Annotated in this window: 23 protein-coding genes; 11 read left to right on the forward strand and 12 right to left on the reverse strand. The window is 71.9% G+C overall.

The genetic code is table 11. The annotated features are described in order from the left end of the window. Window positions 1-11: 11 nt before the first annotated feature. The 6 genes from ACF1A5_RS07870 to ACF1A5_RS07895 form a co-directional block, all read right to left on the reverse strand. The gene (locus ACF1A5_RS07870; protein ID WP_392191958.1) at window positions 12-1490 is read right to left on the reverse strand and encodes a glutamate--cysteine ligase; all 1479 of its coding nucleotides are present in this window, start codon (window positions 1488-1490) and stop codon (window positions 12-14) included. Window positions 1491-1681: 191 nt separating this feature from the next. Next, window positions 1682-2464 carry a phosphatase PAP2 family protein gene (locus ACF1A5_RS07875; RefSeq protein ID WP_392191959.1) on the reverse strand — a complete coding sequence of 261 codons (783 nt, stop codon included), beginning with the start codon at window positions 2462-2464 and terminating at the stop codon, window positions 1682-1684. A 3-nt stretch (window positions 2465-2467) separates the two neighbouring features. Further along, window positions 2468-3421, reverse strand: coding sequence for a YihY/virulence factor BrkB family protein (locus ACF1A5_RS07880; RefSeq protein WP_392191960.1), 954 nt, complete (start codon window positions 3419-3421; stop codon window positions 2468-2470). After that, on the reverse strand, window positions 3421-5220 hold the full coding sequence (locus tag ACF1A5_RS07885) for a diacylglycerol kinase family protein (RefSeq protein ID WP_392191961.1): 1800 nt from the start codon (window positions 5218-5220) through the stop codon (window positions 3421-3423). Before ACF1A5_RS07885 ends, ACF1A5_RS07880 begins: the two co-directional genes overlap by 1 nt. Before the next feature lie 105 nt (window positions 5221-5325). Beyond that, window positions 5326-5568 (reverse strand): DUF6411 family protein, encoded by a 243-nt coding sequence (locus ACF1A5_RS07890; protein ID WP_356183383.1) that lies wholly within the window; start codon window positions 5566-5568, stop codon window positions 5326-5328. Between the two features lie 179 nt (window positions 5569-5747). Continuing rightward, window positions 5748-6338: a hypothetical protein gene (locus ACF1A5_RS07895; protein WP_392191962.1), complete on the reverse strand. Its 591-nt coding sequence runs from the start codon at window positions 6336-6338 to the stop codon at window positions 5748-5750. A gap of 248 nt (window positions 6339-6586) precedes the next feature. On the opposite strand from ACF1A5_RS07895, the gene ACF1A5_RS07900 reads away from it, so the two are divergent. The 4 genes from ACF1A5_RS07900 to ACF1A5_RS07915 all read left to right on the forward strand — a co-directional run bounded on the left by ACF1A5_RS07900 (window position 6587) and on the right by ACF1A5_RS07915 (window position 11627). Then, window positions 6587-7243: a hypothetical protein gene (locus ACF1A5_RS07900; RefSeq protein WP_392191963.1), complete on the forward strand. Its 657-nt coding sequence runs from the start codon at window positions 6587-6589 to the stop codon at window positions 7241-7243. Window position 7244: 1 nt separating this feature from the next. Continuing rightward, window positions 7245-9104 (forward strand): M48 family metalloprotease, encoded by a 1860-nt coding sequence (locus tag ACF1A5_RS07905; RefSeq protein ID WP_392191964.1) that lies wholly within the window; start codon window positions 7245-7247, stop codon window positions 9102-9104. A gap of 86 nt (window positions 9105-9190) precedes the next feature. Beyond that, a complete protein-coding gene (locus ACF1A5_RS07910) occupies window positions 9191-10669 on the forward strand; it encodes a VWA domain-containing protein (protein WP_392191965.1) in 1479 nt (492 codons plus the stop codon). Continuing rightward, complete coding sequence (locus tag ACF1A5_RS07915; protein ID WP_392191966.1) at window positions 10644-11627, forward strand: toll/interleukin-1 receptor domain-containing protein; 984 nt, start codon at window positions 10644-10646, stop codon at window positions 11625-11627. The genes ACF1A5_RS07910 and ACF1A5_RS07915 overlap by 26 nt, the downstream gene beginning before the upstream one ends. Before the next feature lie 135 nt (window positions 11628-11762). On the opposite strand, the gene ACF1A5_RS07920 is transcribed toward ACF1A5_RS07915, so the two are convergent. The 4 genes from ACF1A5_RS07920 to ACF1A5_RS07935 form a co-directional block, all read right to left on the reverse strand. Further along, window positions 11763-13946, reverse strand: a complete 2184-nt coding sequence (locus ACF1A5_RS07920; RefSeq protein WP_392191967.1) for a tetratricopeptide repeat protein — start codon at window positions 13944-13946, stop codon at window positions 11763-11765. Window positions 13947-14031: 85 nt separating this feature from the next. Next, window positions 14032-14541: a hypothetical protein gene (locus ACF1A5_RS07925; RefSeq protein ID WP_392191968.1), complete on the reverse strand. Its 510-nt coding sequence runs from the start codon at window positions 14539-14541 to the stop codon at window positions 14032-14034. A 226-nt stretch (window positions 14542-14767) separates the two neighbouring features. Then, window positions 14768-14941, reverse strand: a complete 174-nt coding sequence (locus tag ACF1A5_RS07930) for a hypothetical protein (protein ID WP_392191969.1) — start codon at window positions 14939-14941, stop codon at window positions 14768-14770. 206 nt (window positions 14942-15147) lie between these two features. Further along, complete coding sequence (locus ACF1A5_RS07935; protein ID WP_392191970.1) at window positions 15148-15312, reverse strand: hypothetical protein; 165 nt, start codon at window positions 15310-15312, stop codon at window positions 15148-15150. Between the two features lie 288 nt (window positions 15313-15600). Here ACF1A5_RS07935 and ACF1A5_RS07940 point away from each other — a divergent pair, with 288 nt between their 5' ends. After that, window positions 15601-17001, forward strand: a complete 1401-nt coding sequence (locus ACF1A5_RS07940; protein WP_392191971.1) for an alkaline phosphatase PhoX — start codon at window positions 15601-15603, stop codon at window positions 16999-17001. Window positions 17002-17375: 374 nt separating this feature from the next. Here the strand turns inward: ACF1A5_RS07940 and ACF1A5_RS07945 are convergent, their stop codons facing one another. Then, entirely contained in the window at window positions 17376-18227 is an 852-nt protein-coding gene (locus ACF1A5_RS07945) for a LysR family transcriptional regulator (protein WP_392191972.1), read from the reverse strand. A gap of 149 nt (window positions 18228-18376) precedes the next feature. Between ACF1A5_RS07945 and ACF1A5_RS07950 the strand changes: the two genes are divergently transcribed. The 5 genes from ACF1A5_RS07950 to ACF1A5_RS07970 all read left to right on the forward strand — a co-directional run bounded on the left by ACF1A5_RS07950 (window position 18377) and on the right by ACF1A5_RS07970 (window position 22065). Beyond that, window positions 18377-19114, forward strand: a complete 738-nt coding sequence (locus ACF1A5_RS07950) for an acetoacetate decarboxylase (RefSeq protein ID WP_392191973.1) — start codon at window positions 18377-18379, stop codon at window positions 19112-19114. Between the two features lie 86 nt (window positions 19115-19200). Then, window positions 19201-19998, forward strand: coding sequence for a 3-hydroxybutyrate dehydrogenase (locus ACF1A5_RS07955; protein WP_392191974.1), 798 nt, complete (start codon window positions 19201-19203; stop codon window positions 19996-19998). Between the two features lie 257 nt (window positions 19999-20255). Next, on the forward strand, window positions 20256-20726 hold the full coding sequence (locus ACF1A5_RS07960) for an HIT family protein (protein ID WP_392191975.1): 471 nt from the start codon (window positions 20256-20258) through the stop codon (window positions 20724-20726). Window positions 20727-21130: 404 nt separating this feature from the next. After that, a complete protein-coding gene (locus ACF1A5_RS07965) occupies window positions 21131-21604 on the forward strand; it encodes a hypothetical protein (protein WP_392191976.1) in 474 nt (157 codons plus the stop codon). A gap of 263 nt (window positions 21605-21867) precedes the next feature. After that, window positions 21868-22065 carry a hypothetical protein gene (locus tag ACF1A5_RS07970; RefSeq protein ID WP_392191977.1) on the forward strand — a complete coding sequence of 66 codons (198 nt, stop codon included), beginning with the start codon at window positions 21868-21870 and terminating at the stop codon, window positions 22063-22065. Between the two features lie 46 nt (window positions 22066-22111). Here the strand turns inward: ACF1A5_RS07970 and ACF1A5_RS07975 are convergent, their stop codons facing one another. Continuing rightward, on the reverse strand, window positions 22112-23536 hold the full coding sequence (locus ACF1A5_RS07975) for an RtcB family protein (RefSeq protein WP_392191978.1): 1425 nt from the start codon (window positions 23534-23536) through the stop codon (window positions 22112-22114). 400 nt (window positions 23537-23936) lie between these two features. Between ACF1A5_RS07975 and ACF1A5_RS07980 the strand changes: the two genes are divergently transcribed. Continuing rightward, window positions 23937-24683 carry a PP2C family protein-serine/threonine phosphatase gene (locus ACF1A5_RS07980; RefSeq protein ID WP_392191979.1) on the forward strand — a complete coding sequence of 249 codons (747 nt, stop codon included), beginning with the start codon at window positions 23937-23939 and terminating at the stop codon, window positions 24681-24683. The last annotated feature ends 9 nt before the right edge of the window (window positions 24684-24692 follow it).

A 24692-nucleotide genomic window follows, 5' to 3' on the forward strand; every position in this document is an offset into this window, starting at 1 on the left:
GGGGGCCCGCGTCAGTCGACCGGCCAGGTGTGCACCGGGGCGTTGAGGTGCATGTAGTCGATGTAGACCTGGGTCATCCGCCGCAGGGCCTCGTGCCGGCCGGCACGAGTGGCGGCGTCGATGTGGTGGAACATCTCCTTCTGCCAGACCGCTCCGTTGCGGCCGGTGACGCACCGCTGCTCGATGATGCCGAGCAGCGGTTCCCGCCAGGCGTCGTCCATGCCCGAGCGCTCCAGCCCCCGGTGGGCCAGCGGCAGCAGATGCCGCAGGACGAGTTCGGGCACCGGCACCTCACCCACCCCGGGCCAGTACAGCCGGGACTCGATGCCGTGCCGTGCCGCCGTGTGCAGGTTGTCCTCGGCGGCCGAGAAGGACATCCGGGACCACACCGGCCGGTCCTCCTCGACCAGGGCGCGGGTCAGCCCGTAGTAGAAGGCGCCGTTGGCGAGGGTGTCGGCGACGGTCGGGCCGGCGGGCAGCACCCGGTTCTCCACGCGCACGTGCGGTTTGTCGTTCGCGACGGCGTAGACCGGGCGGTTCCAGCGGTAGATGGTGCCGTTGTGGAGGGTGAGCTCGCCCAGGTCGGGGATGTCGCCGTTGTCCAGCGTCTCCGCCGGGTTCTGCTCGTCGCACAGGGGCAGCAGCGCCGGGAAGTAGCGCAGGTTCTCCTCGAAGAGGTCGAAGACGCTGTTGATCCACCGCTCCCCGAACCACACCCGGGGCCGCACCCCCTGCACCTTGATCTCCTGCGGCCGGGTGTCGGTGGCCTGCTCGAAGAGCGGGATGCGGGTCTCGTGCCACAGTTCCTTGCCGAACAGGAAGGGCGAGTTGGCCGCCAGCGCGACCTGCACCCCGGCGATCGCCTGCGCCGCGTTCCAGTAGTCGGCGAAGTCCTCCGGGGAGACCTGGAGGTGGAACTGGGTGCTGGTGCACGCCGCCTCCGGCGTGATCGTGTCCGCCCAGGTCCGCAGCCGGTCCGTGCCGTCGACCTCGATGCGCAGGTCCTCACCCCGGGCGGCGAAGACCTGGTCGTTGAGCAGCCGGTAGCGCGCGTTCTCCGACAGCGCCCCCTCGCCGACGTCCTCCTGCCGCAGCGTGGGAAGGATGCCGATCATGATGAGACGCGTGCCGACGGTCCCGGCGCGCTGCTCGGCGTGGTTCAGCGCGGCGCGGATCTCGGCCTCCCACGCGTCGGGGCCGCCAGCCGTCAGCTGCCGGGGCGGGATGTTGATCTCGAGATTGAACCGGCCGAGCTCGGTGGACCAGGCGGGGTCCGCGATCGCTTCCAGTACGGCGTTGTTGCGCATCGCGGGTTCCGCGTCGCCGTCGACGAGGTTCAGCTCGATCTCCAGCCCCACCTGGGGCCGCTCCGACTCGAACCGTGCCTCGCGGAGCATCAGCGCGAACGCGTCGAGGCACTCCTGCATCTTGATCCGGTACCGGCGGCGGTCCTCGCGGGTGAAGACCAGCGCCGGGACGTCCCGTCCCATCGGCCCTCCACGGTGCCGCTCCGGTCGCCTCTCCACCCCAGCGTCGCATCATCGGGCGACCCCGACCAGGCGGGGCACGAGCGACCTCGCAGCGACGGGAAGCGGGCGATTCCGCCCCCGGTGGGAGGCGGGCGATGCCGAACCGGGGGGACCCGGGCGACGCGGAACCGGCGGGACGCGAGTGGCGGCGCTCAGCGGCCCGAGGGATCCGGTTCGGGGCGGCTGCCGGTGAGCTCCGGCTCCAGGCCCTCGCTCACCGGGGCCCGGCCCCGGCCCACATCCGCCCGCCACGCCTCGAAGGCCCAGGCGGTGAGCGCCACGACGGCCAGCCCCAGCAGCCAGCCACCCACGACGTCGCTCACCCAGTGCACGCCGAGGGCGACCCGGGTGAAGCCGACACCGACGACCGAGAGCACCGACACGCACCAGAACGGTATCCGTGCGGCCCGCGGCACCATCGGCAGCAGCACCAGCAGGAACACCGCGAAGGAGGTGGTGGCGGTCATCGCGTGACCCGACGGGAAGGAGTAACCCGGGGCGTGCGCCACCGGGTCCTCCAGCGCGGGCCTGGCCCGCTCCACCACCGTCTTCACCAGCAGCCCGATCAGCCCGCCCGCCACGGCCGTCACCGCGGCCCAGGCGGCCAGCCGCCACGCCCTGCGGTACAGCAGCCACACGGTCAGTACCGCGACTGCCGCGCGCAGGGTGACGGGGTCCCACACCCGGTCGGACAGCACGTGCAGGGCGCTCGTCCACGCCGGGTCGTTCACCGCGACCTCGTGCAGCCGTCGTGCGGCGTCCATGTCGAGGCGGCCCAGCGGCCGCCACTGGCCCACGACGAGGATCAGCAGCAGCCCGAAGGGCACCGAGGCGACGGCCGCGACCGCGACCGACGCGAGCAGCCGGGCGCCGAACCGGCGGTCGGCCTCCCGGCGGCGACGGTCACGAAGAAGCGAGAGGGCGTTGCGGACCACCGTTCAGACTCCTGGATCGGGCTGGATCGGACCGGGCCGCCTGCCGCGCGCGGCCTCCAGTTGCGCGGCGAACGACAGCCCGAGGAAGAGGGCGATGGAGGTCAGGTAGGCCCACAACAGCAGCGACATGAAGGCGCTGAGCGGCCCGTAGACCGTGTCGAAGGAGCCGCTGAGGTCGAGATACAGGCTCAGCAGCCAGGTGAGGGTCATCCACAGCACCAGGTACACCGCCGCCCCGAAGGCCAGCCAGGTGTAGCCGGGCTGTTTGCGGCGGGGCGAGCGGCGGAAGACGGTGCTCGCGGAGATGAGCGCGAGCAGCAGCCCGAACGGCCAGCGCAGGATGTCCCAGGCGGCCTGGGCGCTGCCGTCGAGCCGGTAGACCGACACCGCCGCCGAGGCGAGGTCGTCGCCGGCGATCATCACGATGAACCCGAGGCCGAGCGGGAGCCCGGCGCTGAGGGACATCACCAGACCACGCAGATACTTCCGGTGGAAGGGGCGGTCGCGTTCGTTGCCGTAGATCCGGTTGGCCCCGCGCTCGATCTGGCACATCGCGGTGGTGACGTTCATCAGTGAGAAGCCCGCGCCGAGCCAGAGGGCCACCTGCGCGCCGTCGCCCGCCGAGCGCCGGCCGCGGTCGAGCGCGTCGTCCACGACCTTGGCGCTGGGCCCCTCGGCGATCTTGTGGATGGTCAGTTCGGCCAGTCTGCCGATGTTCTCCGTGTGCAGGGTGCCGGACAGGCCGACGAACGCGATGGCCAGCGGGATCACCGCCAGCACCGTCTGCAGGGCGAGGGCACGGGAGTGGCTGAAGCCGTCGGCGTAGCGGAACCGCAGGAAGGCGTCGCGCAGCAGGTGCCAGCCCCCGTAGCGGCGCAGCGCGGCCCACGCCTCGTCGGCGGAGAGCTCCTCGCCGCTCATGTCGCGGGTCTCGGGGACGGTGGTGGCGGTACCCATCACTTCCCCCGCTCGGGCAGCAGCACGGTCAGCGCGCCGGGCCAGGCCTGTGCGGTGAGGCGGCGGCCGGGGGCGACGGGATCCCCGTCGAGTTCGCGTGGCTGCGGCGAGTCGAAGGTGAACTCGGCCCGCCGGAAGGCGAAGAACTCCACCGGTGCGCCGTCGCCGTCCCGGTCGCGGTCCTCCGCAGTGAGGCGGTCCGCGGTCTTCGGCGGTGTCTTCGTGCCGCCCCGGAGCAGGGTCGCCACGGCGCGCAGCCAGTCGCCGGGACCGCGCGGGTCGAGGATCAGCAGGTCGAGCAGTCCGTCGTCGGGACGGGCGTGCGGGAGGAGCGTGATGCCGCCCTGCACGGTGCCTATGTTGCCGACGAGCACCATACGGGCCGCCCGGCGCAGGACCGGCGCGTCGTCGAGGCGGACGGTCAGCTCCATCCGGGGGGTGCGCAGCGCGCCGAGGCCGGCCAGCACGTAGGTGGGCCAGCCCAGGAGGGCCTTGGCCCGGTCGTGGTCGTTGGCGCGCTGCATGACGGCGGCGTCGAGTCCGGCGCCGGACATGGCGGCGAAGTGGGTGGCGGCCATGCCGTCGCCCTCGATGCGGCCGAGGTCGATCTGCCGGGCCGTGCCGCGCAGCGCGGCGTCGAGCGCGGCGGCGGGTGCCAGGGGCAGGCCGAGATTGCGGGCCAGCAGGTTGCCGGTGCCGCAGGGCACCATGGCGAGCGGGACGTCGCTGCCCGCGAGGGCGTCGGCGGCCGCCCGGAGGGTGCCGTCTCCGCCGCAGACCACCACGAGCGCCGCACCGTCGCGCACCGCCTGGGCGGACTGGCCACCGCCCGGGTCCTCGGCGGTGGTCTCGACGAACACCGGTGCGTGGTGGCCGTGTTGCTCCAGCACCCGGCGCAGCGAGTCGCGGTCGGCCTGGTCGGTGACCGTGGGATTGAAGACCACCACGGTACGGCCGCCGGGCCGTTCCGGATGGCCGGAGGCCGGGCCCGGAAGGGGCCGCTCCCCGGTCGCGGGGGCGGCGACGGGCCGAGCGGTGGCCGGAGGAGCGGCCACGGATCCGTCCGCGAGCAGAGCGCGGCCGACGATCAGCAGGGACAGGGTGCCGTTGACGAGCCCGCCCGCGACATCGGTGGGATGGTGCATGCCCCGGTAGAGACGGGCGACGGCCACCAGCAGCGGCAGCAGGAACAGCACCCCGGCCACGACCCTCCGCCACGGCCCGCGCATCCGGGACAGGACCAGCACCGCCAGCCCGGCGTAGACCGCGGTGGCCGCGCCGGTGTGGCCGGAGGTGTAACTGGACGTCGGCGGAGAGGCGTCGAGACGGTCCACGTCCGGCCGCTGCCGGTCGACGGCCTCGGTGATGCCGAGGAAGACCAGTGACTGGAGCGCGACGGCGAGGGCCAGGAACAGCGCCTGCCGCCACATCGGAAGCCGGGGGAGCAGGATCAGTCCCAGACAGCTCAGCAGGGTGACGGTGATCACCGTGAGCGTGTTCCCGGCCTCCGACGCGACCGACGACAGGGCCGTCAGCGTGCCCGTCCGGATCCGCTCGAGGCCCTCGTTCACGTGGTCCTCGACCGACATCGGCCACAGACCATGGGCGGGCCCGGTGATCAACAGCCCGATGCCCACCATCAGCGCCGCCTGACACACGGTCAGGGCACCGATCCGGGAGGCGGCCCGGCCGGTGCCGCGGGGCACGGAGACACCGTGGGCGGCTCCGGTGGCTCGGGGTCGTGCGCCGGGTCTTTCCCCGGGCAGTCCGGCGGCACTCTCCGGCACGGCGGCAGGCATCGGCACTCCCCTCGTCAGCGCCTCGCGGCGACGTTCGGCCGGGTCTTCTCAGGCCCGGCCCATCGCCGTATGCCCCCTCTGCCCGGTTACAGACAGGCTCCTCGCTCAGAACGGCAGACGGTTCCGGGCGCGACGGCCCGCGCCGCCGCTGCGCCCGACGGCGCGGGAGCCGGAGCTGAAGGGCTTGCTCAGCAGACGCCCCAGCGGGCCGGGCGCCTTCGACCCGGCCCGGGAGCCGGCGCCCAGGGTGCGCTGCGCGCCGTTCTGCGGGTGCCGGGACAGGCGCGGAACGAGGAAGGCGAGGATCGCGAGGAACACGCAGAAGACGAGAACACCAACGATGATCACTACTGACTCCAAAACTGTGCGGTCGACCTTCGGGTCACGGTCTCGACCGCGTGCCCCCGCACGCCGGAATCACGCCGGAATCCCTCCGGAGTCGTCCGCCGGAATCACGCCGGGGCCGTCCGAGTGGACGGCCCCGGTGCGGCCTCGCGTGCGCCCGGCGCGGGTACGCCGCCCGCGCCTCACCACCTGTGGGCGACGTCCACCACGATGCGGTCCGGCAGCCTCAGCACCCGGAACGGCAGGCGTGCCCGCACACCGAGCCCGACCTGCGTGACGCCCTCGAAACTGGCGCCGAACTTCGCGTCCCGGAAGGTGCGGTAGCCCGTCAGGTCGACCCCGGGCAACTTCTTGCCGGCCCGCCCCGGGTAGGTCGGGGTGCCGGTCTCCGGGTCGTACGACGGCGCGTGGATCCGGATCTCCAGGATCGCCCCGCCGGACACCGGGATCACCGCCCCGGAGGCGTCCTGACGGAAGGTCTTGACGTAGGCGACGTCGTAGCCGGGCGCCTTGCCGCTCGCGCCGGGAACGTCGAACACCATCCGGTCGTAGCAGTCGTGCCGCCCGGTGCGGATGCCGGTCAGCGACCGCTGCACCTGGGAGCCGTCCGCCCCGTGCTTGGGCAGACTGCCCCAGCCGGCCGGGCAGCTGAGCGCGGCCGCGCGGGGCGTTCCCTGACCGACGGCGGAGGCCGCCGGAACCGCCGCCCCCAGCGTTCCCGTCGCCATCACGACGACCGCCGCGGCGGCAGTCGTCCATCGTCCCTTGCGCATGATGTCCCCCTTCGGCGTCATGACTTTTCCGTCTCGTCTGCATACATGACATTCGGGGGGCCCGTATGGTTGCGCTCCGGACCGGAGCTTCCCCGGAGGTGTCCGGATGATCGCCGGACAGGACGCGGCAGCGGGGCCATACTCGGAAGACACGCCACGGCACATGCGTGGACGGGCGGAGGTGCCGACTTCACGGAGTCGGTCCGGGGGTAAGCAGGCAACGGCGCAACGGGGGTTGACGCACACTCATGACGAGTCCGACATCGTCCACGACGGCCGCACCCGCGAGCCCGTGGAGACTCGGCGGGGAGCATCGTCGACTGGCCCGGGTCGTGGCCAGGGAGGTGGTCACCGAGGTGGCCGACGGTGAGCTCCCGCTCTTCGAACAGCGCGCCCGGAGCCACTTCCGGCCCCGGCTGTGGAAGCGTCGGCCCCTGTCCGTCGACGTTCTCGGGTTGGCGGCCGATGTGGTGACCCCGGCGGCGCTGTCGGCGGCGGCCGGGGTGATCGGGGTGATGTCGGCCGAGCTGGTGAGCCGGCTGACCTCGCAAGCCGTGGGACGCGTGACGCGCCGCTGGCGGCGGCCGGAGCCCGCGGCGTCGGCGGAGGCCGTGCCCGCCCCGACCGCCACGGAACTGGCCCGCTGGCGCGCCGCCGCGCTGTCGGGTGCCCGCCGCCACCTCTCCGCGCCGCGCGCCGAGCAGGTCGCCGACTCCGTCCTGGCGGAACTCGTACGGATGCTGGCGGCGGAGGCGACACCGAGGCGCCCCACGCAGCCCGCGGCCGCGGACGGCGGCGCGCCCGTTGGCGGAAGCCCGGCCATGGACGGCGGCGCGGACGCAGGCGGGGGCGCGAACGCGGACGGAGATACAGGCACAGACGGTTCAGCGGCGACCAGGCCCTAGCGTGCTCGTACGCGCCGTCCTCTTCTGCGTCACGCTGATGGCCGCGGCCGTCACGGTCGCCTTCCCGGCCACCACCGAGCGACGCGACCGAGCCGCGGAACCCTACGCCCCGTGCTGGCTCCAGGCGGTCAGGGACTTCCAACTCTCCCTGCCGATGGACCCGGTGGAAGCCGAGATCCTCCGCCAGGCGCCGCTCTGGCCGCCGCGAGGGGTGCCGGACGCGTACGCGCCGGCCCTGAAGCGGTATCTCGACGGGCGTTGTGCACCAGCGCCGCCGAACCGGCGCGCGTCACGCGCCGGACTGGCGCTGGGGGTGCTCGGAGCCGGCGGCGTCACCCTGTACTGGCTCAGCCCCTACCAGCAGATCCTCCTCCGTGGCCTGCGCCGCCTGCACCCCACACGGCGCTCCGGAACGCCCCGCGGCTACCGGCCCGACCTGGCCGACGCCGTCCAACGGCTGGCGGACGACGCCGGCGTGACCGTCCACGGAGTGTGGCTCAACGTCTCCGACTACACCAGGAACGCGGTGGCGTTCGGCCACTGGCGCCGCCGGCACATCGAACTCGCCAGCGGTATGGAGACACTCTTCGGCGAGGATCCCGGCACCTTCGAGGTCGTCGTCCGCCACGAACTGGGGCACATCCGCCACCGGGACCTCGACCTCACCTACGGTGTCACCGCGTTGTGGGCGGCCTTCGACCTCCTCCTCGTCGCCACGTTCGGCTTCGCCGTGTCCGGATACGCCGGCGAGGGCGCGTACCTGGTCCGGCTCTCCTTCCACTTCGTGCTGCTCGCCCTCCTGCTCCACGCAGCCCGCAACACCTTCCTCCAGTCCCGCGAACTGCACGCCGACGCGTTCGCCGTGAGCGGTCCGCGGGCAGCGGGCACGGGGGAGGAGGACAGGGCGGAGGAAGGCACGGTGGAGGAACGACGGGGGAAACTGGACGAGTTCTTCACGGCCCTGTCCGCGCAGCGCCCGCACACCGACCGCCCGTCACACACCTTCGTCCCCGGCGGTGCGGCCCTCACGGCGCGGATGACGGCACAATGCCGCCGCCTCCATTGGCCGTTCGCCACGCACCCAGCTCTCCACCGCCGCCGTGCGGCCCTGCGGAACCCGGCTCTCGCCGGTGAACTCAGCTTCTGGGAAGCCGCCTTGACCGGGTGCGTCGCCATGTTCGCCATCAACCTGCTGCTGGGGAACAGCTTCGACCTCATGATGACCGGGCTGGCACTGGACTTCGTGGACGTCGACACGCTCCGCCCCCTGTACACCTGGCTCGCGATCCCCGTCCTCCTGCCCACCGGATCCGTACTGGGCACGGGCATCCGGCACACGGTCGCCGCGTGGGGCGGCATCCGAGGAGGCCGCGGACTGGCCGGTCGGCTCACGCTGCTCGCCCTGGGCCTGTGGGCCGGGCTGTACGCAGGATGCGTCCTGTACCCGGCACTGACCTACGGCTCGGGCACCTCGCTGCAGCTCGGCACGATGTGGTGGCACGGGGTCACCGGCGTGATCGGCCTCGGCCTGGCACTCACTGCCGCCCTTTCCGTCCTGGCCCTCACCCTCGTGGCCCTGGCCTGCGACACCCTCTGCGTGCCCCGTGCAGCCCGTGCGCCCCGTGCACTGTGCGCCCCGCGGCCACCAAGGGCAGCATCCTGGTGCGTCGGCACCTACGGCGTACTCACCGCCGCCGCATGGTTCCCCTCGGCCCTTCCCGGCGGGACCGCCCCGTACCTCCTGACCACGGTGACCGTCGTCGCGCTCCTGAGCGGCCTGACCGTGGTCTTCCTCCGCCGCGTGCCCGGGCGGCCCGTGCCCGCGCCCTCCATTCCGCAGCGCGAAGGCCGAAGTTTCTGAACTGCCTTCGATCTGCCCGGAATTGCCGATTCTCCCTCTCCTGACACTGAGAACGTGCTTATGTGGCTGTACGAGGGGGGAGCGGCATGAGCGAGCCATCCGCGCAGAATGATCAGCCCGTCAAACTTCTGGTGGTTCCCGAACGGACCGCGACGCGCAACGACGAGGTCACCGAACTCGACGTGGTCCTCGAGGTCAGGTGCCGGATCGCCGAGGAGGCGACGGGGCGCACCGGCGGAGCGATGAACCTCTGCCTAGTCATCGATCGCAGCGGCAGCATGAGCGGCCAGAAGTTGGAGACCGCCAAGCGGAGTTGCGTCGAGATCTTCCGCCGGATCACCGGCAACAGTCTGCTCACCGTGGTCGTGTTCGACGACGAGGCCGAAGTGGTGATCAATCCGCAGACGCCCCGGGACAGGGTCGAGGAGAAGCTCGGCGCGATCGGGACCGGCGGCATGACCAACCTCTCCATGGGGTGGTACCAGGGACTGCTGGAACTCCAGACGCACATGACGGACCAGCACTACAACCGGCTGGTGCTCCTCTCCGACGGCATGGCGAACAGGGGCGAGACGAAGAAGGCCACACTGGCCTCCATGGCGTCCCGGGCTCGTGACGTGGGCATCACCACCTCGACCGTCGGCATCGGCACCGACTTCCAGGAGGATCTGCTGGAGGCCATCTCCACCGCCTCCGGAGGCCGGTTCTGGTACATCGGGGACTCCGCGATCGAGAGCATCCTGGAGGAGGAGTTCCTCGGCGCCCTCACCGTCGCCTACGACCGGCCTCGCGTACGACTGGACCTTCCCGCCGGCGTGAAGATCAGCGAGGAGTTGCACTCACTGCGCAGCAGTCCGCGCGGCGGCTACGGTCTGCGGTCCCTGAAGGGGCAGGACGTGTTCAACTTCGCGGTCCGTCTGGAGATCGATCCGGAGCGGGTGGACGGCGAGTCCTTCCGCATCGGGGCGACGTTGTACAACGACCGCGAGGAGGTGACGGCCGCGGAGGAGACCGTGACCCTGGCGCCTCAGCCCCAGGTCGCCGCCACACCGGTGCACCCCCTTGTGACCAGCGTGGTGGCGCAGCACCGCGCGGCGTCCACCGACGAGAAACTCATGGCGGGGCTGGAGTCCGGAGACCTCAGCAGTATGCGCACCGAGTTGATGGCCGAGGTCGAGCGGATGCGCGCGGTCGAGGCGGACATGAAGAAGCGGCGGTCCATGTGGGGCGACGACGTCCGCTACCAGGGTGAGATGGGCAACGTCGGCGTCTACATGGGCAACAACGCCGTATCCCTCGCGCTCACCGAACTCCTCGCTCCGTACGGTCAGTCGCCGGTGGTGCAGCACTTCCTCAGCCGGTGGCGCAAAGTAGTCAAACGCGGGTGGGCCCGCAACGACTACCGTGACATGGGAGCGTACGACGTCGACTCGGACAACCAGGCCGGTCTGCTCCTGGAGGCGATCCGGCTCGTCGACCGGCTGATCATCGAGTTCCCACAGGACAGGGCCACACTGGAAGAACACCGCGAGAGAATCCGTGAGCAGCTGGCACAGCTTCAGTGACGAGGACTGGACCTTCAACCCGGGGTCGGGGAGCCTCTTCGGACACGGCGGCGGCATCGGCGACTTCGCCACCTCCTACGCGGTCGACACGTCGCTCGGCACGATGCTCAACGGCCGTGTCTCCGCGGAGATCCGCCTGACGAGTCCCAGCGGGACGGGTGCCGGGCTGGTCTGCCGGGCCGATCTGGGCTGGACGTTCGTCGCGTTCCACACGATGTCGCCCAACCCGGTCGATCACACGGCCGTGGCACGGTTCAGCGTCCTGCAGGAAGGAGTGCTGGTCCCCGTGGCCCAACTGCCGGAGCCCATCACCCTCTCCCGGGGGTACAACCACTTCTCGCTGGAGTTCTACTCCGGCCGGATGCGGGGCGAGATCCGAACCGGGAAGCACGAGTACGAGTTGCTGGCCACCTGCCCGCATGTGCCGTTCGCCGGCCATGTGGGACTGGTGAAGTTCTACGGTGCCACGATGGTGGGAAGATCCGTCACTGCCGAGCGCACTCTGATGCCCTTCGTCACCTCGACCGTGCTCGAGCGGACGAGGAGAAGGCAGGACTTCGCGTACGACGTGTTCCTCTGCCACGCGACGGCGGACGCGCCGGAGGTGGAGCGGCTGGGCGAACGCCTGCGCGAGCGGGGTATCCGGTGCTGGCTGGACAGCGGGGAGATCCAGTTCGGGGACCGACTCACCCAGAAAATCCAGGAAGGCCTGCGCGCAAGCCGGTTCGTCCTCCCCTGCATCAGCCCGAACTTCCCCAAGTCCATCTGGGCGCAGGCCGAGTACGGATATGTCCTCAACGCCGAACTCGGCGGAGACGCCTCCCGGACCGTGGTCCCCCTGATGCTGGCCGATGCCGTGCTGCAGCAGATCCCGGAACTCCTCCAGGAGGTGCGGAGGGTGAACACCAGGAACCAGGTCGAGTTCGAGGAGTTCATCGCCTTCCTGCTCAGCCACTAGCCCGAGACAGAGGGGAGGGCGGAGGCGGACGGTATGGCCGGGCGGGCGGCGGTTCCGGTATCGGCGGCCCGCCTGAACGCGTTCGCGCGGTGGTCCGTGCCAGTCGCGCGCAGGTAAGCGGAGCTTGGGGCGCCCTCAGGCCCAGCGCAGCCCCCCTCGGCGGCCGGTCATGAACGGCATGGTGGGTACGTCGTCGGATGCCTCGCCCAGGTGTCCGAGGCTGTGGGCTGTGGCCAGTGTGTCCGGGTGGCCCTCCCCGAGGACGCGTCGCTGCGTGACCAGAACGGCCTCGAACTCGTCCCGGGCCGTGGCCGTTTCGCCCAGCCCGCGGCAGACGCACGCCAGGGCGTACCGGGTGTTGAGGGTCGCCCTGTGCTCGGGGCCCAGCCGCTGCGTCTGAGCCGTGAGGACGGTCCTCAGCTCCTCCCGAGTCCGCGGCAACTCGCCGGAGTCGTACAGGATGAGCGCCAGGTTGTAGCGCGTGGCCAGGGTCTCCCGGTGTTCGGCGCCGAACATCCGGCGCCGCAGGGCGTACACGGCCCTGAACTCGCGCTGTGCCGCCGCCGTATCGCCCAGGTCGTACAGCACGCGGGCAAGGATGTGCCGGGTGTTGACCGTGTACCGGTTGGCGGCGCCGAGGACCCGTTCCTCACCGGCCAGGGCTTCCTGGAGTTCGATGCGGGCACGGTGCTGGTCGCCGAGGTCGTGCAGCACGCGGCCCAGTTCGTGTCTGCCGGCCAGAGTGGACTCGTGATCCGCTCCGAGCGCTTCCCGTTTCGCGGCCAGGACCGCCTCGAACTCCGCCCGTGCCGCCTCCAGTTCGCCCTGTGCGTGCAGCAGATGGGCGAGATGGTGCCGGGTGTTCAGGGTGCCCGGGTGTCCAGGGCCCAGCGCGGCCTCGTAGCGGGGGAGAAGACGGAGACTCTCGTCGCGGGCCGCCTCGTACAGGGTGCGCGCGCTCAGGTAGCGCACCGCGAGCTGCGCACAGGACAGGGCCGTCTCGACGACCTCGGTGGGCAGTTCCGCCGTAGCGGCCCGGTGCGCCAGATGGAGGGCGTGCGGGAGCAGCGTCTGCCACTGGGGCCAGTGGTCCTCGTCCTCGGGAACCCCGCTGCCGGGATCCAGGACCGCACGGTGCAGCAGCCGGACGGCGGTCGGCAGATCGGCCGGTGCCGGGACGGCGTCGCGGATCAGGGGGTGGACCCGCGCCAGCGGGACGCCGAAGTCGCGTACCGCACCGGCGGGCAGGCGCACCAGTCCGACCCCGGACAGTGCCTGCAGCAGGTCCCACAACGCGGGGCCGTCCGTGCCGGGGAGCACTCCCGTCGCGGCCAGAGTCGGCGGGTGCAGCAGCAGTGTGTACGGCAGCGGCGCATCGGCGAACGTGGCGAGCAGGCCCAGCAGAGGCCGCGCCAGCGGCTTTCCGCGCCGGCTCAGCAGGTCCAGGGAGAAGCGCCAGGTCTGCGCGATCACCTGCTCGGAGTCGACCAGGTCAAGGCCCTGGTCGAGGGCCTCGCGGTAGGCGTTGAAGGTGGTCAGGGTGTCGGCGTCCCGGAAGGCCTCGGGGATCTCCGTGGCACGGGAGAGGTAGGAGCCGGCCAGGGTCAGCGCCAGTGGAAGGCCGCCGAGACGGCGTGCCAGGCTCTCCGCCTCGGCCGCGCCGCCCGCCCGGCCCCCGCTGTGGTCGAGCAGCACGCGCGCACCGTCGGCGTCGCTCAGGGTGTCCAGCGGGTGGAGCACGGCGGTGGCTCCCCAGGTGCCGCGGGTCCCGTCCCGACTGGTGATCACCACATGACCGTGCGGCGCCGTGTGCCGGCGGACCCAGCCCGTGCCGGCGGACAGGCTCCCCGGACCGTCCAGCTCATGGGGGTCGTCGGCGTTGTCCACCACGAGCAGCCAGGGCCGGTCGTCCGCGGCCAGGCTGCGCCACAGCGTGTCGGCGGCGACTCCCGCACGCAAGTCGGCCTCCGTGGCGCCGACTTGGCGTGCGACAGCGTTGAGCCCGGCTTCCAGAAGGGCCGTCTGGCGCGCGTCCACCCACCAGACCCGTACGCCTCTCTCGGTCGCGGTCTGGGCGAGTTCCAGCGCCAGCGAGGTCTTCCCGCAGCCTCCCATGCCGTGGACGATGTGCGGACGTCCGTCCGAGCCGCAGTCGAGAAGGTCCGTCAACTCCCGCAGACCCGACGCGCGGCCCCGCAGCGGCAGGGCCGGATCACGCAGGCCGAGCGGCGGCACCAGGGTGAGCGGCGCGGCATCCGGCTCTCCCCGCTGCAGCAGTGTGCCGATCGCCACGCCGCCGTGGCTGGAGTGGACGGTCAAGGGCGGCCGGTCTGCCGCGCCGCCCGGCCTGGCCTCGTCCGGACCGGCCCCGTCCGTGCCCGTGGCCGTGTCCTGCCGGGTGCGGTCAGGCCCGGTCCGCACCCGGCTCGGGAGGGGCAGCGCCGAGGATCACCGACCCGGCGACGTCGGCCGTCCCGGCGGCGAACGAGCCGTGCGTGGCACGCACGTCGACCCGGTCGGCGATCAGGGTGCCGTCCCCGGCGACCGCCGTGCCTGTCCCCGTACCTCGGTCGTCGAGGCCCGCCACCAGGGCGACCAGCTCCCGGAGACGCCCGGCGGCCTCGGCGCGCTCCGACTCGTCCATGCTCTCCAGCAGGTCCTCGAACCGGGCACGCCACACGGCGGCCAGCCGGCCCCGTGCCTCCGCCGCCCGGGAGTCGTCGCCCGCCGCCTCCTCCAACTCGTTCGCAGCCCGGTCCAGACGTTCCGCCGTCAGCTGCGCGGTCCGCCGATCGCCGCGCCCGAAGAGCGCGGCCATCCGTTCCCGCAGCGCCGACCAGGCGTCCGTACCCGCCGCGGTCGCCACCGCCGAGCCACCGGCGGCGGCCAGCACCGTCAAAGATTCCACCAGCACCTTCGGCTCTCCCTCCCCGTGTCCTCAGTGCATAGCAGAACGCCCCGTCTGTCCAGACGGCCGTCGGACGGCCGCCGTCGGCACGAGCCGAGGCGCACGCTGGAGCACACGCCGAGTACAGGCCAGGGCACCTACGGGAGGGCAGATCACGACCCGGGCCGGGCACGACGCGAGGGGCCGACGGCGTCAGCCGTCGGCCCCTCGGTTGTCCCAGCGGGGGGAGGTGTCAGCCCGTGAGGCCGTGCTTGGACCGCTCCTTGATGTCGCGGGCCTTGCCCCGGGCCTCCAGTGCGGCTCCTTTGGCCGCGGTGGTCTCGTTGCCGAGCGCGTGGGCCGCCTTGCGCACGGCCTTCCCGACCACCTGCTCGGTCTTGGCCTTGGCCTTCTCTGCGGCGCTCATGTCAGTCCTTTCGTAGACACTCACTCACCCGCGTGCCCCCGACCCGACGGCGAAAACGGCCCTCTCCGGGACCGCTGACGCCGCTCCGGCACCGGTGGCGGCGGCTCCGGCACCGGTGAGGCCGCACCAGCCCCGCTGGAGCCGCTCGGCCAAGGGTGAAGCCGCCTGGACATGGAAGAAGCCGCCCCGGCCCCGCGCGACGGCGCCTACCGCATCCGGGCTCCGGCCGCCTGGAAGACCACGGCGGAGGCGCGGTCGCGGGCCCGCAGGACAACGGCGCCCAGAGTGACCGGGAGGGGCTCGCACCGCGCGCCGTTCCACAGGCTGCGCCGCCAGTAGACGATCCCGATGTGTTCGGCCTCAGTGTTCATGTCGCAGATCACGGCGTGAACGCGCCCGGCCAGCGGCCGGAGGACGGACCCGTGCGGTGGCCCGCGGGGTCGCTCCGGAGCCGCCGTAGAAGCCGCCTCGGAATTGCTTCGGATCTGCTTCGATCTGCTTCGATCCGCTTCGAGGGCGAACGGCTCCAGCCGCCAGGAGACCGAACACGGCGGAGGGGGAACGGCGGACACGGGTGACACGCGTGGTTCCCGAGGCCGGTGGCTGATGATAGACACGGCTGGGTCACAGTTCCTGTCCGCCAGCAGGAAGGTTGTCCCATGTCAGAATCCAGGTCCGACGCCACGCCCGAGGCCGGTGGTTCGGCGACGCGACGTCAAGTCCTGGCCCGATCGGGTGCCGTGGGATTGGGCATCGCCTTCACCGGAGCACTGTCTGAGCTGTTCGCGGGTACCGCGAGCGCGCTGGGCCGCTCCGGCTACGGCCCCCTCGTCCCCGATCCGAACGGTCTGCTCGACCTGCCGGAAGGTTTCCGCTACCAGGTGCTCTCCCGCGAGGGCGATCGACTGCGCTCCGGGGAGGGGCGTGTCCCCAGCAACCACGACGGCATGTCCGCCTTCGCCGGCACACACGGCCGGGTGCACCTGGTGCGCAACCACGAGAACCGTCCCACCGCGGCGGTCCCCGTCCCGGCCGTCGCGGGCATCACCTACGACCCCGCCGGCAAGGGCGGCTGCACGGCCCTGACCCTGGGCAGCCGAGGCGACGTCCTTTCCGAGCGGGTCGCGATCGCCGGGACGGCCGTCAACTGCGCGGGCGGACCCACTCCTTGGGGTACCTGGCTGACCTGCGAGGAGACCGAGGACAGAGCCGGCACGAACGGCTACACCAAGGACCACGGCTTCATCTTCGAGGTGGACCCGGTCGATCCGCACCGCACGGGGGCCGTACCGCTCACCGCCATGGGCCGCTTCCAGCACGAGGCGATCGCGATCGACCCCGGACGGGGCGTCGTCTACGAGACCGAGGACGCCTTCCTCAAACCCTTCGGACTCTTCTACCGGTTCCTGCCCGAGCGGCCGCGCGGCGGCCTCGGCTCGCTGCGCGCGGGCGGCCGGCTGCAGGCGATGCGCGTTCCCGGTGTACCGGACCTGTCCTCCGTCCAGGAGACGGGAGCCTGCTTCGACGGCATCGAATGGGTGGACGTCCCCGACCCGCTGGCCACCCAAACCCCCATCCGCCTGCAGGACTTCGGGCCCAAGGGCATCACCCACGCCCAGAAGCTGGAAGGCTGCTACTGGGGCGGGAGCTGCGTCTACTTCGTGTCCTCCTTCGCCCGCAGCGCGGACGGCTCCGCCGCGGACCACTTCGGGCAGGTCTGGCGCTACGACCCCGCCCTGCGCCGGCTGACGCTCGTCGTCGTCTTCGGCCCGGACACGGACGTGCAACTGCCGGGCGAGTCACCGGACAACATCTGTCTCGCCCCCAGTGGCGGTCTCATGGTCTGCGAGGACGGCAACGGCGCCCAGCACGTCTTCGGTGTGACCCGCCGCGGCGAGGTGTACGCCATGGCCCGCAACCGCCAGAACATCGGCACGCCCGAGGCCCCGGAGTGGGGCGAGTTCGCCGGAGTCACCTTCGCCCCCGACGGCAGAACGATGTACGTCAACTGCTACACCCCCGGCACGACGTTCGCCGTGACCGGGCCGTTCCGGCGGTAGTCCCGGGCCGGGGTTCCAGCTGATCGCCGGTGGGCCGGTTCCGCTTCACCGGCCACATCGCGGCGGCCGGGTCGCAGGGGGCAGGGCAAGCCGGCCGCCAGACCCCGGTGCGGCCTCCCTCGGCCTCGGACGCCGCGGCTCCTGGAGGTCATCCAGCGGGCAGGCCCTACTCCACCCCGTCCGGCACTCGCGTGGCCCGGTGCTCCAACTCGCCCGCGATCGCCTGCCGCACATCGTCCGTCGCCTCGTCCACGACCGTACCCTCATCGAGCCCACCGGCCCCGCGGCAACCGAATTGATCCCCCGCCACGGGTTCGTCGTCTCGCGAAGGCGTCGAACGAGGACCGATCCCCGCCTCCGCCCTCACCCGGACGTCATTCGGAATGCTCCGCGGCGGCCCGGGCGGCCCGGATGAGGGCGTCGGAGAGAGGGTGCGGGGCTCGGGCCGGAAGAACGAGGACGAGGGGTACGGGGGGCGCGTCGGCCAGGCCGATGTAGCGCACGTCGGGGTGCGGGTGGTGCCGTGCGAAGTCGGGCAGGACACCGAAGCCCCGTCCGAGGGCGACCATCTCCATCCAGGCGTCGTAGGTGGCGCTCTCCACCGCGACCGAGGGCCGCTGTCCCGGCGGCCACAGCTCGGGGCGGACGGTGCCGCTGGCGGAGTTGACGACGAGGGGCAGTCCGGCGAGTTCCGCCCACTGCAGGCGACGGCGCCGGGCGAGCGGATGGTCGCGGGCGACGACGGCGATCCGGGGCTCGGAACGCAGCCGGATCGAGGTCAGGGCGGGATCGTCCACGTCGCCGTGCAGCAGGGCCGCGTCCACCGCGCCCACGTCCACACCGGCGAGGCGGTCGTCGCGGCGGACGAGCTCGACGGGCACTCCGGTGGACTCCTCGAAGTCCGTGAGGATGCGGCGGGCGAGGCCGCTCGGCAGCAGCCAGGTGAAGCCGAGACGCAACTGCCCCTCGGCGCGGACACGCGCGAACGCGGCGTCCATGCGGGGCAGCAGCTCCTCCAGTTCGGCCCGCAGGCGGCGGCCCGCGTCGGTGAGCGCCACACTGCGCGTGGTACGCCGCACCAGGCGCACGCCGAGAGAGCGCTCGAGCGCGGCGAGGGCGCGGGTGAGCGTGGGCTGGCTGATCCGGCACCGCGCGGCAGCGCGGGAGAAGTGCTCCTCTTCCGCCAGCACGACGAAGTACCGGAGATGTCGCATCTCGGTATTCATGCGACACGAGTATAAATCCGGGTCGTGGCGCATTTCTCTTCGGCCGTCGGCCCGCCTAGCGTCGGGAGTGCTCAGACGGCCGGACCGTCCCCGGCGTGAGGGGGTCCGACCCGGTACGGACATCGCGCCACGGAAACGGACTGCTCGGCATGCGCAGTGAAGACATCCTCCGCGCTCCCTCGACCCCTCTGGACGGACCGGCCTTCCCGGCGGGCCCGTACCGCTTCTCCCGGCGCGAGTACCTGACGATCACGTACCGGACGGACCCGGACGCGATGCGCGCCGTCGTCCCGGAGCCGCTGGAGGTCGACGAGCCCCTCGTGCGCTTCGAGGTCATCCGGATGCCGGACAGCACGGGCCTCGGCGACTACACCGAGTCGGGACAGGTGCTGCGGGTGCGGCACGGCGGCGAAGAGGCCGAGTACATCCACTCGATGTTCCTGGACAACGCGCCCGCCATCGCCCTGGGGCGGGAGGGGAGCGGCTACCCGAAGAAGCTGGGCGCACCGCGCCTGTACACCGACTCCGACACCCTGGTCGGCACCCTCGACTACGGCAGCCTGCGGGTGGCGACCGCGACCATGGGATTCAAGTACGCGCCCATGGACCCCGAGGCCGCCCGCGCCGAGCTGGCCGTCCCCACGTACATGCTCAAGAAGATCCCCGGCTACGACGGGGCGCCGCGCATCTGCGAGCTGCTGCGCATCGAGATATCGGACCTGACCGTTCTCGGCGCCTGGACCGGCCCGGCCCGGCTGCAGCTGTTCGCGCACGCGCTGGCGCCCATGGCGGACCTGCCGGTGCTGGAGGTCGTCGGCGCGTCGCACATCCTCACCGACCTGACCCTGCCGACGCCGTCCGTCGCGCACGACTACCTCGCGGCCTGACCACGCGCTGCCCGTTGCCCGACGCCCGCCGATCGACGCGCGGCCACGCCCCCTGACCACTCGCGACACCGACGAAGGAATGGCTCGTGTCCACTTCATCCTCGCCTCTCTCACCGTCCCCGGCGCCCTCCGCCCTCCCTGATCTGACCGGGCGGACGGCCCTCGTCACCGGCGCCGGCAGCGGCATCGGCCGGGCCATCGCGCTGCGCCTGGCCGCGTCGGGCGCGGCGGTCCGCGCCCTCGACCTGGACGCGGACGGCGTCCGCGCCGTCGCCCGGGCCACCGGGGGTGAGGCCCTCGTCGTCGACCTGTCCGACCTGGACGCGGTGGACGCGCTCGACCTTGACGACGTCGACATCCTGGTCAACTGCGCGGGCATCCAGAACGTCTCGCCGATCGAGAACTTCCCGCCGGAGAAGTTCTCGCTGATGCTCCGGATCATGCTGGAGGCCCCGTTCCGCCTGGTGCGCGGAGCGCTGCCGGGCATGTACCGGCGGAGCTGGGGCCGTGTCGTCAACGTCTCCTCCGTGCACGGTCTGCGCGCCTCCGCCTACAAGAGCGCCTACGTCGCCGCCAAGCACGGCCTGGAGGGTCTGTCGAAGGTGATCGCGATGGAGGGCGCCGCGCACGGGGTCACGTCCAACTGCCTCAACCCCGGGTACGTGCGCACCCCCCTGGTCGAGCGGCAGATCGCCGACCAGGCCGAGGTCCACGGCATCTCCGAAGCGGAGGTCGTGGGACAGGTCATGCTGGAGAGCGCGGCCGTGAAGCGCCTGGTGGAGCCGGAGGAGATCGCGGAGGCGGCCGCGTTCCTCTGCGCTCCGCACACGTCGGCGATGACCGGGACCTCGCTCGTCATCGACGGAGGCTGGACCGCCCACTGAGCGCCGGTACGGGAGTCCCTGCGGGACGGCACGGCCACCGGGCCGGGCCGTCCCGCGCCGCGTACGGACGGTCAGCTGACGGGCCCGGGGGCAGCCGAATGCCCGCCTGATGGCGTCTCCTCCCCGCCCCTCAGCTGTTCGAATAGGTGGGCCGACTGCACAAGAACTCAGCACTGCGGGAAGTAACCCCCAGTTGAGTTCGTGTCAGTTCGGCCGCATCCGTCGACCGCGTGTGGCGGCTGTGGTGAGGTCGGGTCATGACTGACCTGTGGCGGACGGACCGGATCGGGGCGGCTCTGCGGGGCGAGAACCCAACTGTGCTGCGGCGGCTCGGGGCGGGCTTCGCGGTGATCGGGGACGTTCAGTTCCTGCCGGGGTACTCGGTGCTCCTCGTGGATGAACCAGGCGTGCGACGACTGTCCGACCTGCCGCGGGCCAAGCGGCTGTCGTTCCTGTCCGACATGGATCAGCTCGGCGAAGCGGTCGAGCGGGCTTGTCAGCGTCTCGACCCGGACTTTCGCCGGGTCAATCTCGAGATCCTGGGCAACACGGATCCGTTCCTGCACGCCCACGTGTGGCCGCGATTCGATTGGGAGCCGGTCGAGTTCAGAGGTGTACCGGTGTGGCTGTATCCGCGTGACCGGTGGAGCGACGAGCGGTTCAGGCTCGGTCCGCGGCACGACGTGCTGCGAGACGTCATCGGCGCCGAACTGGACCGGCTGCGCTGAAGCGTTGGAGGCGGTGCTGAGCGGCACGCGTCTGGGAACGCGATGCCCGGCACCGTCCACCCCGCCCGCTGTGATTGTGCAGGTCGAGGCAGGGGCCCTCCCTGTGGCGCGGGGCCCCACTAGCGTGTCGCGGTCTGCCGGGTCTGTAGCGACACGCTGTCTTTAAGGGTGAGCAGGCGTCAGGAGATCACCTGAAAGGACCAATCATATGTCAATCTGCTTATATATATGGGGGTTTGTGGGCCCCTCCATCGCGGAGGAAGCGGCGTGCGGTCCCCATAAATACCCCGTTCGGCGTCTCGGAGCCCGCTCTCCGATATGCCCGAAATGACAGGCCTGGGGGTGGTCGTTACGTTCAATCATGTGCCGGCTGTGGAGCCGGTGTCCCTGAGAAGGAGAAGCACATGAACACCACCCGTTCCACCGTTGTCACGGCCGCCTTCGCGGCCGGCGCGGCTCTGGTCGCGACGGGCATCACCTACGCGTCGGCCGCGTCGGCCCCGGAGGCCCCCCAGGCCGCCCAGGCCGCGCCGGCCGCTGTCGCCGCCGCCCCCCTCGGGGGCAGCACCGGCGGCAAGGGCATCGAGGGCTACGAGGAGGGCCGGATCTTCATCAACGAGCGCTCGTACTCCTCCCACGCCGGCGACTGCATCACCGTGATCAGCGGCCTGGGCGCCAAGAGCCTCAACATCCGCAACGACAGCCGCAAGACCGTCGAGGTCTTCCGCGGTGCGGTCTGCGACAACGGCGCTCCCATCGCCACCGTCGGCCCGCACAGCTCCAGCGACGGGGTGCACGTCCGCCACACCAAGGGTGTCAAGGTTCGCCACGGAGTGGTGGGCAGCTTCCGCGTGGTCGACCACGACTACAAGGACTGATCCCGCACCGACTGAGTGATGGGGAACCCCGGCCCGCCGGAATCGGGCCGGGGCTCCAAACCGCACAGGGCCAACCGGAACCCCGGCACCGCGCGTCCTCCCCGGCGAGCTCCCCGATGATCGGGCACTCTCCGGGGGTGGACGCGCACCGGCAGCCGGACAACACTCCCGACGGACACTTCGTCGTCGTCAACGGGCGGAAATGGCGGGTGACGGATCCCTCGGTTCCCGAAGAGGTAGCCGGTCGTCCTCGCCACCATCTCATGACCGCTCGCCGGGCGGTGCGCTCCGCGACCACCGCCGGCGACCCCGAGGCCGAACGCTCGGCCCGCGCTCGCGTGAACTGCGCGAAGACCGCGTTGGGGGAGCGCGGCACACCGTGGTGGGAGCGGTCCGAGGAGCAGCGCCGCCGACGGTGGGAACGCGGCCTCGCCCGACTTGACGCGGACGCCCCGGAGTGAGGCGCCGGCCCGATCGGGACCCTGTCGATCCCGGTGACGAAGCCCCTCACCCCTTGACGACGCCGAGCGGCACCAGGCGCGCCACCAGCCGGGCGAGTCCCGCGCCCTCGGTCGCGACGGCCACGGCGTCCACGTCCTTGTACGCGTCGGGGGTCTCCTCGGCGAGCGCGCGCCAGGAGGCCGGCCGGACGGCGATGCCATGGGATTCCAGCTCGTCGCGCAGTTGCTCGCCGCGGACCCGGCGCAGTGCCTGGTGGCGGCTCCAGACGCGTCCCGCGCCGTGGGCGGAGGACCAGAACGCCTCGTTCCGGACGGTGCCGGCCATCACGTACGAGGCCGTGCCCATCGTGCCGGGCACCAGCACGGGCTGCCCGGCCTCGGCGAGGTCGTCCGGCAGGTCCGGGTGGCCCGGGGGCAGGGCCCGGGTGGCGCCCTTGCGGTGGACGCACAGCCTGCGGGGTACGCCGTCCACCTCGTGGGTCTCGATCTTCGCCATGTTGTGGGAAACGTCGTAGACCAGCTCCAGGCCCACCCCGGCGGCGGTGGCGAAGGCGTGGCGCGCCGCCTGGGTGAGCAACTGCCTGTTGGCACGGCCGTAGTTGGCGGCGGCCGCCATCGCCCCGAGATAGGCGCGGCCCGACGTGGAGACCGCGGGCGCGCAGGCCAGCTGCCGGTCCGGCAGCTGGATGCCCCAGGCGCGCAGGGACTGGTCCATGACGCGGACGTGGTCGGTGCACACCTGGTGCCCCAGGCCGCGGGAACCGCAGTGGATCATGACGCACACCTGGCCGGAGTGCAGCCCGAAGGCGGACGCGGTCCGGGCGTCGTACACCTGGTCCACGGCCTGCACCTCCAGGAAGTGGTTGGCCGACCCCAGGCTGCCGACCTGCTGGAGCCCCCGCTCCACGGCCCGCTGGCCGACCTGTGACGGATCGGCCCCCGGCAGCACCCCGTGATCCTCGCAGTGCTCCAGGTCGCGTGGTACGCCATGACCGCGCTCGACCGCGTACTCGGCCCCGGCGACCAGCAGCTTCTCCATCTGCGGGCGCCCGGACAGCTTCCACAGCCCGCCGCGCCCCAGTCCACGCGGGACGGTGTCGCCGAGGATGTCCATCAGTCGCCGCATCCTGGAAGCCAGGGGCTCGCGGTCGATGTCGCCGGCGAGCAGCCGGACGCCGCAGGAGATGTCGAATCCGACACCGCCGGGCGAGATCACTCCGCCGGCGTCGATGTCCGTGGCCGCCACCCCGCCGATCGGGAAGCCGTACCCCCAGTGCACGTCGGGCATGGCGTACGAGGCGCGGACGATGCCGGGCAGGGTCGCCACGTTCACGACCTGCTCCAGCGCCTTGTCCCCGGCCGCCTGCGGCAGAAGCTCTCGCGTCGCGAAGACGAGCCCGGGCACGCGCATCGGGTCCTGCCGCTCGATACGGAACCGGAACGGGGTCTCCTCCACCAGCGTGATGTCCATGCGCGTCAACCGACCCTGGCCGTAACCGACGTGACGCTTCCCCTCGAGGTCTGAGCGGTCGCTGTGTCGAAGCGGGTGGGCGGCCGCCGGGAGAATTGCGTCTCCCGCACGGACTCTTCTGATCCCAGCCCTGTGGCCTCCATGCTATTGCGGAGGGCAGCCCCCGGCAGCCCCCGGAAGCCGCACGGCCGCATGAGGCTCCGCCGAGGCCAGGCCGAGATGCACCGCCGAATCGGCCGCCCGAAAATGGTCTGAGCACACGATTCGGGCCCAGGACGCGCCGTCCGGCGCACCCCGAGGTTCCCTCCAGGCCCCCAAGGTCCCCCAAGAGCCACACACCATCGGCCCGGCCCGCCCAACTCAGCCGGCCCGGCCCGGTGCGGAAAGGCGGTGGCGTCCGATGACGTACGTCGCGGTGAGTGCGCTGAGCCATCCGGGGCTGATCCGCGAACGGAACGAGGACAGCCTGGTCGCCGGGCCGTGGACGCTGTGCGCCACCGTGACCGAGACCCCGCAGACGCTGATGTTCCCCCTGGGCACGCCGCTCGTCGTCGCCGTCGCCGACGGGATCGGCGGCCAGCCGGGCGGCGAGGTGGCCAGTGCCCTGGTCGTCCGCCGGCTCGCGGAGACCGGGGCCGCCCTCGCCGAGGAGGACGACGTCCGCGAGGCACTGCACGCCTGCAACCGCGAGGTGTACGAGGCCGCGGGCGGCGACCGCGACGGACTGGCCACGATGGGCACGACCGTCGCGGGCGCCGTCGTCCTGCCCGGATCGTTGCTGGTGTTCAACGTGGGCGACAGCAGGGTCTTCGCCGCGCCCCGGGACGGGCTGCTCCAGGTCAGCGTGGACGACAACCCGCCGCCCGAGCCGGGCCAGCGCACCATCTCCCTGCTCACCCAGGCCCTCGGGGGCACCTGGAAGTACCGGCCCGTCACCCCGCATGTGAGGACCGCACCCGCCGCCTCCGGCGACAGGTTCCTGATCTGCACCGACGGCCTGACCGACCCGGTGCCGAACGACGTCCTCGACGACCTGCTGGGGGAGTACGACGACGGCCGGGCCGCCTTCGAACTGTGGAAGGCCGCCATCGCCGCCGGCGGCCCCGACAACATCACGCTCGCCGTGGTACGGATCGCGGACGGATGACCGCTCGCC

The organism is Streptomyces sp. NPDC014864 (assembly GCF_043081525.1).
Lineage (GTDB): Bacteria > Actinomycetota > Actinomycetes > Streptomycetales > Streptomycetaceae > Streptomyces.

Bases quoted from the DNA above. Each gene is read 5' to 3' on its own strand.
- ACF1A5_RS07870 (WP_392191958.1), bottom strand. From the start codon at position 1,490: ATGGGACGGGACGTCCCGGCGCTGGTCTTCACCCGCGAGGACCGCCGC.
- ACF1A5_RS07880 (WP_392191960.1), bottom strand. From the start codon at position 3,421: ATGGGTACCGCCACCACCGTCCCCGAGACCCGCGACATGAGCGGCGAG.
- ACF1A5_RS07885 (WP_392191961.1), bottom strand. From the start codon at position 5,220: ATGCCTGCCGCCGTGCCGGAGAGTGCCGCCGGACTGCCCGGGGAAAGA.
- ACF1A5_RS07895 (WP_392191962.1), bottom strand. From the start codon at position 6,338: ATGCGCAAGGGACGATGGACGACTGCCGCCGCGGCGGTCGTCGTGATG.
- ACF1A5_RS07900 (WP_392191963.1), top strand. From the start codon at position 6,587: ATGACGAGTCCGACATCGTCCACGACGGCCGCACCCGCGAGCCCGTGG.
- ACF1A5_RS07910 (WP_392191965.1), top strand. From the start codon at position 9,191: ATGAGCGAGCCATCCGCGCAGAATGATCAGCCCGTCAAACTTCTGGTG.
- ACF1A5_RS07930 (WP_392191969.1), bottom strand. From the start codon at position 14,941: ATGAGCGCCGCAGAGAAGGCCAAGGCCAAGACCGAGCAGGTGGTCGGG.
- ACF1A5_RS07935 (WP_392191970.1), bottom strand. From the start codon at position 15,312: ATGAACACTGAGGCCGAACACATCGGGATCGTCTACTGGCGGCGCAGC.
- ACF1A5_RS07940 (WP_392191971.1), top strand. From the start codon at position 15,601: ATGTCAGAATCCAGGTCCGACGCCACGCCCGAGGCCGGTGGTTCGGCG.
- ACF1A5_RS07945 (WP_392191972.1), bottom strand. From the start codon at position 18,227: ATGAATACCGAGATGCGACATCTCCGGTACTTCGTCGTGCTGGCGGAA.
- ACF1A5_RS07950 (WP_392191973.1), top strand. From the start codon at position 18,377: ATGCGCAGTGAAGACATCCTCCGCGCTCCCTCGACCCCTCTGGACGGA.
- ACF1A5_RS07960 (WP_392191975.1), top strand. From the start codon at position 20,256: ATGACTGACCTGTGGCGGACGGACCGGATCGGGGCGGCTCTGCGGGGC.
- ACF1A5_RS07965 (WP_392191976.1), top strand. From the start codon at position 21,131: ATGAACACCACCCGTTCCACCGTTGTCACGGCCGCCTTCGCGGCCGGC.
- ACF1A5_RS07970 (WP_392191977.1), top strand. From the start codon at position 21,868: ATGACCGCTCGCCGGGCGGTGCGCTCCGCGACCACCGCCGGCGACCCC.
- ACF1A5_RS07975 (WP_392191978.1), bottom strand. From the start codon at position 23,536: ATGGACATCACGCTGGTGGAGGAGACCCCGTTCCGGTTCCGTATCGAG.
- ACF1A5_RS07980 (WP_392191979.1), top strand. From the start codon at position 23,937: ATGACGTACGTCGCGGTGAGTGCGCTGAGCCATCCGGGGCTGATCCGC.